The sequence below is a fragment of the Enterobacter cloacae complex sp. P2B genome (assembly GCF_014895985.1).
Taxonomy (GTDB): Bacteria; Pseudomonadota; Gammaproteobacteria; order Enterobacterales; family Enterobacteriaceae; genus Enterobacter; species Enterobacter bugandensis.
In genome coordinates this window covers 74,281-89,585 of sequence record NZ_JADBQQ010000004.1, presented here as the reverse complement: position 1 = coordinate 89,585, position 15,305 = coordinate 74,281, and the positions used below count along the sequence as shown (strand labels likewise).

General features: G+C 55.0%; 19 protein-coding genes. 11 read left to right on the top strand and 8 right to left on the bottom strand.

Going from position 1 to position 15,305, the window contains the following annotated elements:
* Nucleotides 1-64: 64 nt before the first annotated feature.
* Genes mlaB through mlaF form a run of 5 tightly spaced genes read right to left on the bottom strand, consistent with a single transcriptional unit; the run spans nucleotide 65 to nucleotide 3,166 of the window.
* Nucleotides 65-358, bottom strand: coding sequence for a lipid asymmetry maintenance protein MlaB (gene mlaB / locus IM313_RS03115; protein WP_088204348.1), 294 nt, complete (start codon nucleotides 356-358; stop codon nucleotides 65-67).
* Nucleotides 358-993 carry a phospholipid-binding protein MlaC gene (gene mlaC / locus IM313_RS03110; RefSeq protein WP_028014562.1) on the bottom strand — a complete coding sequence of 212 codons (636 nt, stop codon included), beginning with the start codon at nucleotides 991-993 and terminating at the stop codon, nucleotides 358-360. The genes mlaB and mlaC overlap by 1 nt, the downstream gene beginning before the upstream one ends.
* 17 nt (nucleotides 994-1,010) lie before the next feature.
* A complete protein-coding gene (gene mlaD / locus IM313_RS03105) occupies nucleotides 1,011-1,559 on the bottom strand; it encodes an outer membrane lipid asymmetry maintenance protein MlaD (protein WP_028014563.1) in 549 nt (182 codons plus the stop codon).
* Nucleotides 1,560-1,563: 4 nt separating this feature from the next.
* The gene (gene mlaE, locus IM313_RS03100) at nucleotides 1,564-2,346 is read right to left on the bottom strand and encodes a lipid asymmetry maintenance ABC transporter permease subunit MlaE (protein ID WP_028014564.1); all 783 of its coding nucleotides are present in this window, start codon (nucleotides 2,344-2,346) and stop codon (nucleotides 1,564-1,566) included.
* 7 nt (nucleotides 2,347-2,353) lie between these two features.
* Nucleotides 2,354-3,166 (bottom strand): phospholipid ABC transporter ATP-binding protein MlaF, encoded by an 813-nt coding sequence (mlaF, locus tag IM313_RS03095; RefSeq protein WP_028014565.1) that lies wholly within the window; start codon nucleotides 3,164-3,166, stop codon nucleotides 2,354-2,356.
* A 227-nt stretch (nucleotides 3,167-3,393) separates the two neighbouring features.
* Here mlaF and IM313_RS03090 point away from each other — a divergent pair, with 227 nt between their 5' ends.
* The 11 genes from IM313_RS03090 to npr all read left to right on the top strand — a co-directional run bounded on the left by IM313_RS03090 (nucleotide 3,394) and on the right by npr (nucleotide 11,313).
* Nucleotides 3,394-4,371 (top strand): calcium/sodium antiporter, encoded by a 978-nt coding sequence (locus tag IM313_RS03090; RefSeq protein ID WP_028014566.1) that lies wholly within the window; start codon nucleotides 3,394-3,396, stop codon nucleotides 4,369-4,371.
* 13 nt (nucleotides 4,372-4,384) lie between these two features.
* Entirely contained in the window at nucleotides 4,385-5,371 is a 987-nt protein-coding gene (gene kdsD, locus IM313_RS03085; protein ID WP_028014567.1) for an arabinose-5-phosphate isomerase KdsD, read from the top strand.
* Nucleotides 5,372-5,385: 14 nt separating this feature from the next.
* Nucleotides 5,386-5,952 carry a 3-deoxy-manno-octulosonate-8-phosphatase KdsC gene (kdsC, locus tag IM313_RS03080; protein WP_025756695.1) on the top strand — a complete coding sequence of 189 codons (567 nt, stop codon included), beginning with the start codon at nucleotides 5,386-5,388 and terminating at the stop codon, nucleotides 5,950-5,952.
* Nucleotides 5,949-6,524 (top strand): LPS export ABC transporter periplasmic protein LptC, encoded by a 576-nt coding sequence (gene lptC / locus IM313_RS03075; protein WP_028014568.1) that lies wholly within the window; start codon nucleotides 5,949-5,951, stop codon nucleotides 6,522-6,524. The genes kdsC and lptC overlap by 4 nt, the downstream gene beginning before the upstream one ends.
* Entirely contained in the window at nucleotides 6,493-7,047 is a 555-nt protein-coding gene (gene lptA, locus IM313_RS03070; RefSeq protein ID WP_028014569.1) for a lipopolysaccharide ABC transporter substrate-binding protein LptA, read from the top strand. The genes lptC and lptA overlap by 32 nt, the downstream gene beginning before the upstream one ends.
* Before the next feature lie 6 nt (nucleotides 7,048-7,053).
* Nucleotides 7,054-7,779 (top strand): LPS export ABC transporter ATP-binding protein, encoded by a 726-nt coding sequence (lptB, locus tag IM313_RS03065; protein ID WP_028014570.1) that lies wholly within the window; start codon nucleotides 7,054-7,056, stop codon nucleotides 7,777-7,779.
* Between the two features lie 47 nt (nucleotides 7,780-7,826).
* Nucleotides 7,827-9,260, top strand: a complete 1,434-nt coding sequence (rpoN, locus tag IM313_RS03060; RefSeq protein ID WP_028014571.1) for an RNA polymerase factor sigma-54 — start codon at nucleotides 7,827-7,829, stop codon at nucleotides 9,258-9,260.
* 22 nt (nucleotides 9,261-9,282) lie between these two features.
* Complete coding sequence (hpf, locus tag IM313_RS03055; RefSeq protein WP_014171818.1) at nucleotides 9,283-9,570, top strand: ribosome hibernation promoting factor; 288 nt, start codon at nucleotides 9,283-9,285, stop codon at nucleotides 9,568-9,570.
* Between the two features lie 82 nt (nucleotides 9,571-9,652).
* Nucleotides 9,653-10,144 (top strand): PTS IIA-like nitrogen regulatory protein PtsN, encoded by a 492-nt coding sequence (gene ptsN / locus IM313_RS03050; protein ID WP_008501443.1) that lies wholly within the window; start codon nucleotides 9,653-9,655, stop codon nucleotides 10,142-10,144.
* 45 nt (nucleotides 10,145-10,189) lie between these two features.
* Nucleotides 10,190-11,044, top strand: a complete 855-nt coding sequence (rapZ, locus tag IM313_RS03045; RefSeq protein WP_014885397.1) for an RNase adapter RapZ — start codon at nucleotides 10,190-10,192, stop codon at nucleotides 11,042-11,044.
* The gene (gene npr, locus IM313_RS03040; RefSeq protein WP_025756690.1) at nucleotides 11,041-11,313 is read left to right on the top strand and encodes a PTS phosphocarrier protein NPr; all 273 of its coding nucleotides are present in this window, start codon (nucleotides 11,041-11,043) and stop codon (nucleotides 11,311-11,313) included. Before rapZ ends, npr begins: the two co-directional genes overlap by 4 nt.
* A gap of 38 nt (nucleotides 11,314-11,351) precedes the next feature.
* On the opposite strand, the gene mtgA is transcribed toward npr, so the two are convergent.
* The 3 genes from mtgA to arcB form a co-directional block, all read right to left on the bottom strand.
* Nucleotides 11,352-12,077 (bottom strand): monofunctional biosynthetic peptidoglycan transglycosylase, encoded by a 726-nt coding sequence (gene mtgA / locus IM313_RS03035; RefSeq protein WP_049136842.1) that lies wholly within the window; start codon nucleotides 12,075-12,077, stop codon nucleotides 11,352-11,354.
* Nucleotides 12,074-12,727 carry an isoprenoid biosynthesis glyoxalase ElbB gene (gene elbB / locus IM313_RS03030; protein WP_049136844.1) on the bottom strand — a complete coding sequence of 218 codons (654 nt, stop codon included), beginning with the start codon at nucleotides 12,725-12,727 and terminating at the stop codon, nucleotides 12,074-12,076. The genes mtgA and elbB overlap by 4 nt, the downstream gene beginning before the upstream one ends.
* A gap of 232 nt (nucleotides 12,728-12,959) precedes the next feature.
* The gene (gene arcB, locus IM313_RS03025) at nucleotides 12,960-15,293 is read right to left on the bottom strand and encodes an aerobic respiration two-component sensor histidine kinase ArcB (protein WP_045260464.1); all 2,334 of its coding nucleotides are present in this window, start codon (nucleotides 15,291-15,293) and stop codon (nucleotides 12,960-12,962) included.
* Nucleotides 15,294-15,305 lie beyond the last annotated feature (12 nt).

The window sequence follows — 15,305 nt, the reverse complement described above, 5'->3', positions numbered from 1 at the left end:
TAAACAAGCAAAAAGCCCCGACGATGAAACTGTCAGGGCTTTCGGAAGTAACGCACTGAAAATATTAACGAGGCAGTACGTCCTGAGGCAGATTGTAGAGTTGCGCAAGGGTAACGACATTGTCACTCGCGCCATGAAGCATGACGCTTATTCCCTGCTTTTTGCCCACGGCAACCAGATGGGCGAGCAGCGCAACGCCTGCCGTATCCACCCGCGTGACGTCGGTTAAGTCGATAAGCGTCACGCCCTGCATCGCTTCCTGGCGTTTATCCCACAGTGGGTTCAGCAGATCCTGGTCCAGCTCGCCGGACAGCCTTAACGTCTCACCTTCACGCGACCAGCGGAGTTGCTGCGACATTACTTCTTCTCGTCCAGGGTAATTTTCTGACGAGCAATGGACTGCAGTTGCGCGGTCAGGCCATCAATGCCCTTGGTGCGCAGCAGGTCGCTCCACTCGTTCTGCTTGGTGGTGATCATGCTTACGCCTTCGGCGATCATGTCATACGCCTGCCAGTGGCCGGTCTGGCTGTTTTTACGCCACTGGAAATCCAGGCGCACCGGCGGACGGCCGTTAGGATCGATGATCGTTACACGAATAGGCACGATGGTCGCATCACCCAGCGGCTGCTCCGGGGCGATCTGATAGGTCTGACCGTGGTACATCGCCAGCGCCTGACCATACGCCTGCTTCAGGTATTCACGGAATGCGGCAAAATAGGCCTCACGCTGCGCCGGGGTGGCGTCTTTGTAATAGCGGCCCAGCACCAGCGCTCCCGCATATTTGATCTGCACATACGGCAGCAGTTCCTGGTCAACCACGTCACGCAGATAGTCAGGATTCGCGCGAATTTTTGGCTGTTCGTTTTTGAGACGGTCGAAGGTTTTCTTCGCAGCTTCGTCCATCAGTTTGTACGGGTTGCTCTGATCCGCAGCATGTGCCGCAGTGAGAGGGGCAATGACCAGCATGGCAACCATTAACAGTCGTTTAAACATGAATGACTTCTCCTGAATTAATTCGCAGCACCAGGGGTCGGCGCAACGTTGGTATGGTCTTCACTCTGCGCAGGGGCATCGTCAGACTTTTTATCATCCCCTTTACTGTTGTAAAGGAACTGACCAATCATGTCCTCCAGCACCATCGCGGACTTCGTATCCTGGATAACGCTACCGTCTTTAAGGATAGTCGTTCCCAGCTCAGGATCTTCAAAGCCGACGTTAAGTGCCAGATATTGTTCACCCAGCAGGCCGGAAGTACGGATAGAAAGGGAGCTGGTGTCCGGAATGTGGTTGTAACGTTCTTCGATATCCATCGCGACGCGCGGCAGATAGGTCTTCTCATCCAGCGTAATGTCAGTTACGCGTCCGATCACCACACCGCCAATGCGGACCGGTGAACGCGCCTTCAGCCCGCCGATGTTATCGAACGTGGCATAGATGCGATACGTCGGCTCGGTGCGTACTGAGGTGATATCCGCCGCTCTCAGGCAGATAAACAGCGCCGCCAGCAGCGCCAGCAGCAGGAAAACGCCGACCCAAATTTCATTTTTTCTCGTTTGCATGAACTCAATTCCCAAACATCAGTGCGGTGAGCACAAAATCCAGGCCCAGTACGGCCAGCGACGAATGTACGACAGTACGTGTTGTTGCACGGCTAATGCCCGCCGAGGTCGGGATAGCATCGTAACCATTGAACAATGCAATCCAGGTGACCGTAATGGCAAACACCACGCTTTTAATCAGGCAGTTAACCAGATCCATTCGCAGGTCGATGGCGTCCTGCATCGCGGACCAGAAGAAGCCGGCATCGATGCCTTTCCAGTGGACCCCAACCAGCGAACCGCCCCAGATCCCCACGGCGACAAACAGAATAGTCAGTAGCGGGAGCGAGATCACCCCCGCCCAGAAACGCGGCGAGATCACGCGACGCAGCGGATCGACCGCCATCATTTCCATGCTGGATAGCTGCTCGGTCGCACGCATCAGGCCAATCTCAGCCGTTAATGCCGACCCAGCGCGTCCGGCAAACAGCAGTGCCGCCACAACCGGACCCAATTCGCGCAGCAGCGAAAGCGCCACCAGCATTCCGAGGCTGGTTTCCGCACTGTAGGTTGTCAGAACAAGGTAGCCCTGCAGCCCAAGCACCATACCGATAAACAGACCGGAAACAATAATGATGAGCATCGACAGCACGCCGACATTATAAAGCTGACGCACCAGCAGAGGGGCGTGCTTACTAAACTCCGGCTTGCCGACCAGCGCGTTGAATAACATCAATCCGGCACGCCCGAACGTCCTGATGGTTTTTATGCCACGGTGTCCGAGAGCGGCCAACGCATTTAACAGCATGAGTGGCTTAACTCCCTATTCCCAGTAAATCGTCACGATAATCGCCCGCCGGGTAGCGGAACGGTACGGGTCCGTCAGCAATACCGTCGAGGAACTGCCGCACGCGCGGATCGCAATTTTCCTGCAGCGCCTGGGCGCTGCCGTGTGCAACGATCTTTTTGTCCGCCACGATATAGGCGTAATCGGCAATGCTCAACACTTCCGGTACATCGTGAGACACCACGATACAGGTGACGCCGAGCGCGCTGTTCAGTTCAGAGATGAGCTTTACCAGCACGCCCATCGTGATGGGATCCTGCCCGACGAACGGTTCGTCGAACATGATTAAATCGGGCTCTAATGCAATGGCTCGCGCCAGCGCGGCGCGGCGCGCCATCCCGCCGGACAGCTCCGAAGGCATTAGCTTCGCGGCTCCCCGCAACCCCACAGCTTCAAGCTTCATCATCACCGTGCTTTTCAGCAGCTCAGGCGGCAGGCTAGTATGCTCGCGCAGCGGATAGGCCACGTTATCAAAGACGTTCATGTCGGTGAACAACGCCCCCGACTGAAAGAGCATACTCATACGTTTGCGGACAGTATACAGGCGCGAGCGCGACATCTCCGGGACGTTTTCGCCATCGAAGAGGATTTCACCGCTATCCGGTGGGATCTGACCACCAATAAGGCGCAGGAGGGTCGTTTTACCGATCCCGGACGGCCCCATGATGGCGGTGATTTTGCCACGCGGTACGGTCAACGAAATATCATCGAATATCAGTCGATTGCCGCGAGAAAAACTCACACCGCGGACATCGACGATATTCGCCATCGTTTGGCTCATTTATAGTTCCTTTCTTACCCTGCTCACGTTAAGACGTGCAGCCTGAATCAGCCCTTAACCCCGCATTTTTACAGAATATTAGCCGTTGAGGTTAGCGAAAGCTGGCATTTGTTTTACTTTTCCGGCGCATAAAGTCAAAATTAGGAATTCGTTACGCCTCAGACCGTATGCAGTCCAGCCATTCCCGCGCGATGGACCGACAAGTATACCTGAAGAAAGGACTTTTGATGCTTTTAGCAACAGCACTGTTAATCATTGGTTTACTGTTAGTGGTCTACAGTGCTGACCGTTTAGTCTTTGCTGCATCTATCCTGTGTCGCCTGACGGGTGTACCGCCTGTAGTCATCGGGATGACCGTGGTCAGCGTTGGCACGTCACTTCCTGAAATCATCGTCTCCGTCTCGGCGTCGCTGCATGGTCAGTTAGACCTGGCAATTGGCACCGCGATTGGCTCTAACATCGTCAATATATTACTGATTTTAGGCCTTGCGGCACTGCTCCATCCATTTCGCGTGCATTCTGATGTTCTGCGCCGTGAATTGCCGCTAATGTTAGTCGTAAGCCTGCTGGCAGGGTGCGTATTTTATGATGGCGTACTGAGCTATAGCGACGGCATTTTCCTGCTGGCGCTGGCCGTCATCTGGTTACTGTATAGTGTTAAGATTGCCCGCCAGGCGGAAAAACAGGGTCAGGATAGCCTGACGCGTGAACAGGTTGCCGAACTCCCGCGGGAAGGCACGCTGCCGGTCGCCCTCCTCTGGCTTGGCGTTGCGCTGATCATCATGCCGATGGCAACGCGCATGGTCGTGGATAACGCGACGGTACTGGCGAACTATTTCGCCATGAGCGAACTGACGATTGGCCTGACGGTTATTGCTATCGGCACCAGCCTGCCGGAGCTGGCCACCGCCATTGCGGGGGCGCGTAAAGGGGAAGATGACATCGCCATTGGTAATATCATCGGCTCCAACATATTTAATATCGCGATTGTCATGGGCCTGCCGGCTCTGATTACGCCGGGGCCGTTTAATCCTCTGGCGTTTTCACGCGATTACGGGGTGATGTTGCTGGTCAGCGTGATATTTGCCCTGCTCTGCTGGCGGCGGCAACGCCAGATCGGCAAAGGCGCAGGCGCGCTGCTGACGGGTGGATTTATCGTATGGATGGCGATGCTGTACTGGCTCTCGCCTCTTCTCTCTGGGTAAACGGAAACGCATTATGTCGCAAATAGAATTGCAGCCGGGTTTTGACTTTCAGAAAGCAGGCAAAGAGGTTCTGGAGATTGAACGTGAAGGTCTGGCGCAGTTAGATCAGTACATTAATCAGGATTTTAGTCTGGCATGTGAGAAGATATTCTACTGTGCCGGGAAAGTCGTGGTGATGGGGATGGGCAAGTCCGGCCACATTGGGCGCAAAATGGCGGCAACGTTTGCCAGCACCGGAACCTCGTCCTTCTTTGTACACCCGGGGGAAGCCGCGCACGGCGACCTGGGGATGGTCACGCCGCAGGATGTCGTTATCGCGCTGTCCAACTCCGGTGAGTCCAATGAAATTCTGGCATTGATCCCCGTACTGAAGCGTCTGCAGGTGCCGCTGATTTGCATGACCAGCCGTCCGGAAAGTAGCATGGCGCGTGCGGCCGATATTCATCTGTGCGTTAAAGTACCGAAAGAGGCCTGCCCGCTCGGCCTGGCACCAACGTCCAGCACCACCGCCGCGCTGGTCATGGGCGATGCGCTTGCCGTCGCGCTGCTTGAAGCCCGCGGTTTTACACCGGAAGATTTCGCGCTCTCCCATCCGGGCGGCGCGCTGGGGCGCAAGCTGCTGCTGCGGGTAAACGATATTATGCACACCGGGGATGAGATCCCTCACGTCAGCAAAGAAGCCTCCCTGCGTGATGCGCTGCTGGAAATCACCCGTAAGAATCTGGGTATGACGGTCGTGTGCGACGATCTGATGAAAATTCAGGGGATCTTCACCGATGGCGACCTGCGTCGCGTGTTCGACATGGGTGTAGATGTCCGCACGCTCGGCATTGCCGATGTGATGACGCCCGGCGGCATTCGCGTGCGTCCGGGAACGCTGGCCGTGGATGTGCTGAACCTGATGCAGTCCCGCCATATCACCTCCGTTATGGTTGCCGATGGCGACCAGTTGCTGGGTGTGGTACATATGCATGATCTGCTGCGCGCTGGCGTAGTGTAATAAAGGATAAGACAATGAGTAATGCGGGTGCATCCCTTGCAACCTGTTATGGTCCGGTCAGTACCCAGATGATGGCAAAGGCGGAAAATATTCGTCTGCTCATTCTGGATGTGGATGGCGTACTTTCCGATGGCCTGATTTACATGGGCAATAATGGTGAAGAGCTGAAAGCGTTTAACGTTCGCGACGGCTACGGTATCCGCTGTGCGCTCACCTCGGGTATTGAGGTTGCTATCATCACCGGACGAAAAGCTAAACTGGTAGAAGACCGCTGTGAAACCTTAGGCATTACCCATCTTTACCAGGGTCAATCCGATAAGATGGCAGCGTTCAATGATTTACTGGGTAAACTGGCTATCGCACCGGAAAACGTGGCCTACGTCGGGGACGACCTGATTGACTGGCCGGTGATGGCTGAAGTCGGTCTCAGCATCGCGGTTGCTGATGCTCATCCGCTGTTGATCCCGCGCGCTGACTACGTTACCCACATCAACGGTGGCCGGGGTGCCGTCCGTGAAGTCTGCGATCTGCTTCTGCTGGCGCAGGGCAAGCTTGATGAAGCCAAAGGGCAATCGATATGAGTAAAACCAGACGTTGGGTTATCATTCTGCTTTCGCTTGTCGCACTGGTATTGATTGGCGTGAACCTTGCCGATCGCGACGATACGCAAACGGAAGTCGTCAACAATAACGATCCAACCTATAAAAGCGATCACAGCGACACCGTGGTCTATAGCCCGGAAGGTGCGCTGAATTATCGCCTGATTGCCCAGCACGTTGAATACTTTTCCGATGACGGCGTTTCGTGGTTTACCCAACCTGTCATGACCACTTTCGACAAAGACAAAGTGCCGACGTGGTCAATTAAGTCAGATCGGGCCAAACTGACAAATGACCGTATGCTTTATCTGTATGGCCACGTTGAAGTCAACGCCCTGACCGCTGACTCGCAACTGCGAAAAATTACGACGGATAATGCCCAGATCAACCTGGTAACCCAGGACGTGACGTCACAGGATCTGGTCACACTGTATGGCACAACATTTAATTCCAGCGGTTTAAGAATGCGCGGGAACTTACGCAGCAAGAACGCCGAGCTGATTGAAAAGGTTAGAACCTCCTATGAAATTCAAAACAAACAAACTCAGCCTTAAAGTAATTATCGCCAGCGCGATGCTGGCGGCCAGTCTCCCCGCGCTTGCTGTAACGGGCGATACCGACCAGCCGATCCATATCGAGTCCGACACTCAGTCTCTCGATATGCAGGGTAACGTCGTCACCTTCACGGGTAACGTCGTCATGACTCAGGGGACCATCAAAATTAACGCCGATAAAGTGGTCGTTACCCGTCCGGGCGGCGAGCAGGGCAAAGAGATCATTGATGGTTACGGCAACCCGGCCACCTTCTACCAGATGCAGGACAACGGCAAGCCGGTGAAGGGCCACGCCTCGCATATGCACTATGAGCTGGCGAAGGACCTGGTCATCCTGACCGGAAACGCGTATCTGGAACAGCTGGACAGCAATATTACCGGTGACCAGATTACCTATCTGGTGAAAGAGCAAAAAATGCAGGCCTCCAGCGAGAAAGGCAAACGCGTAACCACCGTGCTGGTTCCGTCGCAGCTGCAGGACAAAGGCAAGGGCCAGGCCCCGGCACAGAAGAAGAGTAACTAATTCGCTATGGCAACATTAACTGCAAAAAATCTCGCGAAGGCCTATAAGGGCCGCCGTGTCGTAGAAGATGTCAGTCTGACCGTCAACTCCGGCGAAATTGTGGGCCTGCTTGGCCCGAACGGTGCGGGTAAAACCACCACCTTCTACATGGTGGTGGGCATTGTGCCGCGTGACGCCGGCAACATCATCATCGACGATGAAGACATCAGCCTGCTGCCGCTGCACGCGCGCGCGCGCCGTGGCATCGGCTATCTGCCGCAGGAAGCCTCTATTTTCCGTCGTCTGAGCGTCTTTGATAACCTGATGGCAGTCCTGCAAATTCGCGACGACCTGACCAACGAACAGCGTCAGGATCGCGCCAACGAGCTGATGGAAGAGTTTCATATCGAACACCTGCGCGACAGCCTGGGCCAGGCCTTGTCCGGGGGGGAACGCCGTCGTGTTGAGATTGCGCGCGCGCTGGCCGCCAATCCGAAGTTTATCCTTCTGGATGAACCGTTTGCGGGCGTTGACCCGATCTCCGTTATCGACATTAAACGCATTATCGAGCATCTGCGTGACAGCGGACTTGGCGTGCTGATCACCGACCACAACGTTCGTGAAACGCTGGCGGTATGTGAACGCGCGTATATCGTGAGCCAGGGCAATCTGATCGCTCACGGTACGCCGCAGCAGATCCTCGAAGACGATCATGTTAAGCGCGTCTATCTTGGGGAAGACTTCAGACTCTGATAGGGTAGAGGTAACGTAACGCCGAACCGGAGAAAAATGCTCTGAACATGAAGCAAGGTTTGCAATTAAGGCTCAGCCAACAGCTGGCGATGACGCCGCAGTTACAGCAGGCAATTCGTCTGTTGCAACTGTCCACCTTAGAACTCCAGCAGGAGCTCCAGCAGGCGCTGGACAGCAATCCCCTGCTGGAGCAAGCCGATCTTCATGACGAGGTAGATACCCAGCAGTCACAGGACACAGAAGCGCTCGACACCGCGGATGCACTCGAACAAAAAGAGATGCCGGACGAGCTTCCGCTGGATGCCAGCTGGGATGAAATCTATACCGCCGGAACCCCTTCCGGCACGCGTGCAGACTACCAGGACGACGAGCTACCGGTCTACCAGGGCGAAACCACCCAGTCGCTGCAGGATTACCTGATGTGGCAGGTAGAGCTTACCCCCTTCTCCGATACCGACCGCGCCATTGCCACGTCGATTGTCGACGCCGTTGATGACACCGGTTATTTGACCGTCACGCTGGACGACATTCTGGAAAGCATGGGCGATGAAGAGATTGAGATTGAGGAGATTGAAGCGGTACTGAAACGCATTCAGCGCTTCGATCCGGTCGGGGTGGCCGCGAAGGACCTGCGCGACTGTCTGCTGATCCAGCTTTCTCAGTTCAGCAAAGAGACGCCGTGGCTCGACGAGGCACGCTTAATCATCAGCGATCATCTGGATCTTCTGGCTAACCACGATTTCCGCACCCTGATGCGCGTGACGCGCCTGAAGGAAGAGGTGCTGAAAGAGGCGGTAAATCTGATCCAGTCCCTCGATCCGCGTCCCGGTCAGTCGATCCAGACCAGCGAACCCGAGTACGTTATCCCGGACGTGCTGGTCAGAAAACACAATGACCGCTGGGTCGTTGAACTGAACTCTGACAGCATCCCTCGCCTGCAAATCAACCAGCAGTACGCCTCCATGTGTACCAGCGCGCGCAACGACTCCGACAATCAATATATTCGCAGCAATCTTCAGGAAGCGCGATGGTTGATCAAGAGCCTGGAGAGCCGGAATGATACCCTGCTTCGCGTGAGCCGCTGCATCGTCGAACAGCAGCAGGCCTTCTTTGAGCAGGGCGAAGAGTATATGAAGCCGATGGTGCTGGCGGATATCGCCCAGGCCGTCGAGATGCATGAATCCACTATTTCCCGCGTTACTACGCAGAAGTATCTGCACAGTCCGCGCGGTATTTTTGAGCTTAAGTATTTCTTCTCCAGCCACGTGAACACCGAGGGTGGCGGCGAAGCCTCCTCAACGGCGATTCGCGCCCTGGTGAAGAAGTTGATCGCCGCGGAGAACCCCGCGAAGCCACTAAGTGACAGTAAGTTGACCACCATGCTGTCCGATCAGGGTATTATGGTGGCACGTCGTACTGTTGCGAAGTATCGAGAGTCTTTATCCATTCCGCCGTCTAACCAGCGTAAACAGTTGGTCTGACACAACCGATAAGGAAGACACTATGCAGCTCAATATCACAGGACATAACGTCGAGATTACTGAGGCTTTACGTGACTTCGTGAACGCTAAGTTCGCGAAACTCGAGCAGTATTTCGAAAGGATCAATCAGGTCTACGTTGTGTTAAAAGTGGAGAAAGTGACTCATATCTCGGATGCAACCCTGCATGTTAACGGGGGTGAACTCCATGCCAGTGCGGAAGGGCAAGACATGTACGCGGCTATCGACGGCTTGATTGACAAGCTTGCGCGACAGCTCAATAAACATAAAGATAAACTGAAACAACACTAATTGTCCGGGCAGTTAACGGGTGCAGGACGGCCTGTTGTGAAACACAACGGGCCATTTGTACAGTTAGCGCTTAGGTGAAATTATGATGAACAACGATTCCGCTCTTCAACTGAGCAATGTCCTTAACCAGGAATGTACCCGCAGTGCCGTTCACTGCCAGAGCAAAAAACGTGCGCTGGAGATCATCAGTGAATTGGCTGCAAAACAGCTGGGCCTGCCGCCGCAGGTGGTGTTCGAAGCCATTCTGACCCGTGAAAAGATGGGCAGTACCGGTATAGGCAACGGCATCGCGATCCCGCACGGCAAGCTGGAAGAGGACACCCTGCGTGCCGTCGGTGTGTTTGTGCAACTGGAAACCCCAATCGCTTTTGACGCCATTGATAACCAGCCCGTCGATCTCCTCTTCGCGCTGTTGGTGCCTGCAGACCAGACCAAGACCCACCTGCATACGCTTTCGCTGGTTGCTAAACGTCTGGCGGATAAAACCATCTGCCGTCGACTGCGCTCAGCCCAAAGTGATGAAGAGCTTTATCAAATTATCACTGAAGCAGAAGGCAATCAGGATGACGCATAACCAGGTGATGGCCTTCACATCTGTTGTCCTGAGGAGAAACGGAACATGGTGCTGATGATTGTCAGCGGTCGTTCAGGGTCGGGGAAATCCGTTGCCCTGCGCGCGCTGGAAGACATGGGTTTTTACTGCGTCGATAACCTGCCGGTCGTGTTATTGCCCGATCTGGCACGCACGTTAGCGGAGAGACAAACCTCCGCCGCCGTCAGTATCGACGTTCGTAACATGCCGGAATCGCCAGAGATCTTCGAACAGGCAATGAGTAACCTGCCTGACGCGTTCTCGCCTCAGCTGCTGTTCCTTGATGCCGACCGCAATACCCTGATCCGCCGCTACAGCGACACCCGCCGTCTGCACCCGCTTTCCAGCAAGAATCTCTCGCTGGAGAGCGCCATCGACGAAGAGAGCGATCTGCTTGAGCCGCTGCGCTCTCGTGCCGATCTGATTGTCGACACCTCAGAGATGTCCGTTCACGAGCTGGCGGAAATGCTGCGAACCCGGCTGCTGGGCAAACGCGAGCGCGAGCTGACGATGGTGTTCGAATCCTTCGGCTTTAAGCACGGTATTCCGATTGATGCGGACTATGTTTTCGACGTGCGCTTCCTGCCGAACCCGCACTGGGATCCTAAACTGCGTCCAATGACCGGTCTGGATAAGCCCGTGGCGGCGTTCCTCGACCGACACACAGAAGTTCACAATTTTATCTACCAGACGCGAAGCTACCTTGAGCTATGGTTACCTATGCTGGAGACAAACAATCGTAGCTACCTGACAGTGGCGATTGGCTGTACCGGCGGTAAACATCGTTCGGTCTACATCGCCGAACAGCTGGCCGACTATTTCCGCTCGCGCGGTAAGAACGTTCAGTCCCGTCATCGCACGCTGGAAAAACGTAAAACATGACCGTAAAACAAACCGTTGAGATCACCAATAAGCTGGGCATGCATGCACGCCCGGCGATGAAGCTGTTTGAGCTGATGCAGGGTTTCGATGCAGAAGTGCTGCTGCGTAATGACGAAGGCACCGAAGCGGAAGCCAACAGCGTGATTGCGCTGCTGATGCTGGACTCCGCCAAAGGGCGTCAGATTGAGGTTGAAGCCACCGGTCCTCAGGAAGAGGAAGCTCTGGCAGCGGTAGTTGCGCTGTTTAACGCCGGGTTCGACGAAGATTAGGCCTGCTATTCTGGCGGGTGGCGCTGCGCTTACCCGCCCTACATTAACGCATTTCTCTCCATAAACCCTTCCCCACCCAGCTGGCGCATCTGGCGCATGATCCACGCCTGACGGCTTCGCACGTACCCTGACGGGGCGCTGGCCTTGAAGCGGACAGGATTAGGCAGAACAGCCGCGAGCAGCGCCGCCTCCGACATGCTCAGCCTGCTGGCAGGTTTATTAAAATAGCGTTGTGATGCAGCTTCGACACCAAATACCCCGTCGCCGAACTCGGCGATATTAAGGTAAACGGTCAGAATACGCTTTTTGCTCCAGACCGTTTCCATTCCCAGGGTCAGGCCCGCTTCCAGCCCTTTTCGCACCCAGCTTCGGCCATCCCACAGGAACAGGTTTTTAGCCGTCTGCTGCGACAGCGTTGACGCACCGCGCACGCGGTTTTCGTGACGTTCGTTATGGGCCAGCGCCTTTTCGATCGCGGCCACATCAAACCCCCAGTGCTGCGGGAATTTTTGATCTTCCGCCGCGATAACCGCCAGCCCCATGAACGGAGAAATTTCATCCATGCTCACCCAGTCAGAATGGGCAACATAGCCGAAATCACCGGAGAACCACGCGCTAAGCTGGCGCTCAACCATGACCGCTGAAAACGGTACCGGCAAAATGCTGAACACGGCCAGGCCGCCCCCCCAGAACACCGCCAGGACGAGAACGATGCGTAAAAGAAGGCGTTTCACCCATGCGCCTGCGGAAGACTGACGCCTCATTCCGTCAGCACCAGCACTCGGGCGACCAGCTTTTCAATGCCCACGGCGGCTTCCGCAATATTCTTCGCCAGCATATACGCGGGCGTGGTGACAATTTTGTTGTCTTCATCCACCACAATGTCATCGACCGGACACGGAACGTGTTCACCCCCCATATCCTCGACGACCTCTGCGGTATCAATATCGGTTCCGATCGTCAGCCGTAACGGAAAATCGAAAATATTTGGCAGCATGGCCGGTGCAATACAGATAAAGCCCAGCGGCTTGCCCGCGGCATGCATCGCCAGCGTCAGCGCTTTGAGATCAGGGTCCACCGTGCATGCGGCACCCTCGGCAGCAAAGGTGCTGAGATTTTTCGCGGCGCCGAAGCCGCCCGGCACAATGAGCGCATCCAGTTCAGCGGCATCTGCCTGCGCCAGCGGATGAATCTCTCCCCGGGTAATACGCGCGGCTTCAATCAGCACGTTACGCGTTTCGGCCATCGGCTCGCCGGTCAGATGGTTAATCACATCCGACTGATTTTTGTCGGGCGCAAAACAGATAACCTCTGCTCCCTGTTTTGTCAGGGCCAGCAGCGTGATTACGGCTTCATGTATTTCTGAACCATCAAAAACACCGCATCCGCTCAGGACAACACCAATTTTTTTCATCTTGACGATCCTTCTTTGCAACTCGCTGAAGCACATTAATAATTTTGATTAAAACGCTATGCTTCACACATTTCACTGATTCATGTAACAAACCATTTAAGATTTGCTATCTTATCTGCGTGCGGCCTAAATTTTTACGGCGGCGCCCATTAGAAAATTACTTTAAAAAACAGGCGCAGCCACGATTTCCCTGGTGTTGGCGCAGTATTCGCGCACCCCGGTCTAGCCGGGGTCATTTTTTTCTGGCATCCACCCAGGCTTTAAGCACCGCAACATCGTTCTGCCACTCTTGTTTCATCTCTTCAACCCAATCACCAACGTTATCTTCCCAGGCTGGTAAATCAGGCGACTGAATCTGTTGACCCAACTGCTGCAGGTGGCGTAACCCGACCGAGCCGGCTGCGCCTTTGATTTTATGCCCTTCTTCCACGATGCCCTTCTGGTCACGCGCCGTCAGGTTTGACTCCAGCACGCTCAGATAACCCGGCATCATTTTTTCAAACACCGCCAGGCCGTCGGTAATCAGTTTCGGGCCGACCAGATCGATATACTGCTCCAGCATCGCGGTATCGAGTATCGTTTGGGCTTTTGCGCTATCAACAGACGTCATGGTGCTCTCCTCTTCATCGTGGGTATCCCAGAACTTCTTGATCATGGCGGTCAGAGCAGGCACCGCCAGAGGCTTGCTGAGTACATCGTCCATACCGGCGTCGAGATACTCTTTTTTATCTTTCAGCACGTTTGCCGTCAGCGCCACCAGCGGCGGCAGTTCATCAGCCGCGTACTGACGCGTCAGTTCACGCGAGATATCCAGCCCGGTCATATCCGGCAACTGAATATCCAGCAGAACGAGGTCATATTCACCCGGTGTAAACATCTCCAGCGCGGCTTTACCGGTCATCGCGACATCCACGCTGTTGCCCAGTTTTTCCAGCACCGAGCGCGCTACAATCACGTTAAGCTCAATATCCTCCACCAGCAGGACGTGCAGCGCAGGCAGCGGCATATCGTCATTTTCAAAGGTATCCTCTACCTCTTCCGCCACCGCCGGCGCATGCACCGTCAGCGTGAAGGTTGACCCTTTGCCCGCCTGGCTGGCAACGGTGATGTCACCACCCATGCTCTTCGCCAGCCGCTTAGACACCGCCAGGCCGATTCCGGTACCAGTGGCCGGTTTTCCACCGTTGCTGTCCTTCACCTGGTAGTACATCGCGAAAATCTTGTCCTGCTCCTCCTGCGGAATACCAATCCCGGAGTCCTCCACCTCGAAATGCAGCATGTCCCCGTCGTCATAGCGAATACGCACCGCCACCTGCCCCTTCTGGGTAAATTTCACCGCGTTGCTGATGAGATTCCACAGGATCTGACGCAGGCGCGTGCCGTCGGTAATCACTTTATGCGGCAGCGGCAGGGTGGGATCCATGACAAAATTCAGCCCCTTCTGCTGGGCCTGCAGACCAGACAAGTTTTCCAGATCGGCAAGGAAGCTGGTGAAATCAACCGGCTGGTTATCAAGCTGAACCTTTCGGCGCTCCATTTTATCCATGTCAATAATATCGTTGAAGATATTACCCAGCGTGACCGCCGAGACATGAATCGTTTTGAGGTATTTTTCCTGTTCTGCGGTCAGGTCGGTATCCAGCAGAATACGGCTCAGCCCCACAATGCCGTTAAGCGGGGTACGAAGCTCATGGCTGATGGTGGAGATGAAGGTGGTCTTGTCGCGGCTGGCGCGCTCCAGCGCATCCTGATAGCGCTTACGCTCGGTAATATCACGGCCGAAGCCCATCAGGCCGTGGCGCTTCCCGACGCGGTCATAGTACGGCACCTTACGGATCTCAAAGCAGGCTTTGCGCCCGTCCGGGTAATCCAGCCACTGTTCGTAGGTCAGCGAGACGTTATGGCGGAACACTTTTTCATCCGTCTCCATGACCTTGGCGGCCGCCTCTTCGGAGTAAACGTCCTGCGGCTTGAGGTGAATCAGCTGCTTCTCGCTTTTCCCGGTCAGGAGCTCCATCGCGCGGTTACAGCCTGAAAATTCTTTATCTTCGTTACGGTAGAATACCAGATCCGGTGAAGCGTCCAGGAACGAACGCAGGAAGGAGGATTGCTGCTCAAGCTGGATCTGCGTCACCTCGCGCTCTTTCATTTCGATTTTCAGCTGTTCCAGCGTGGCCTGACGCTCTGCCTCCGCCTTCTCACGATCTGAAATTTCCTGATTCAACTGAGCAATGTTGTCTTTAAGCTGAACGTTGAGCTTCAGGTCGCGCTCGCGCATCTCCTCCAGCTTATCGACCAGTTTTGATAAGCGCTGACGGGACTCCTCAAGCTGTTCGACCACCACGGAAAGGAAATAGACCGCCCAGGGGGTAATGAGCAGGCCGAAGAAGATAGAGCGGATAACGTCGATACTCTCGACCTGACCATGCAGAACCATCGTAACGGCCATCTGCACGACAATCGCCAGAACGACCAGCGCCAGCGCCAGCAGCATGGAGAAACGCACCAGTCCAAGCTTCATCATCAGGTCGACGTAGTACTGGGCTAGCATTCGAATTTGCTTCATAGAGGATCCCTT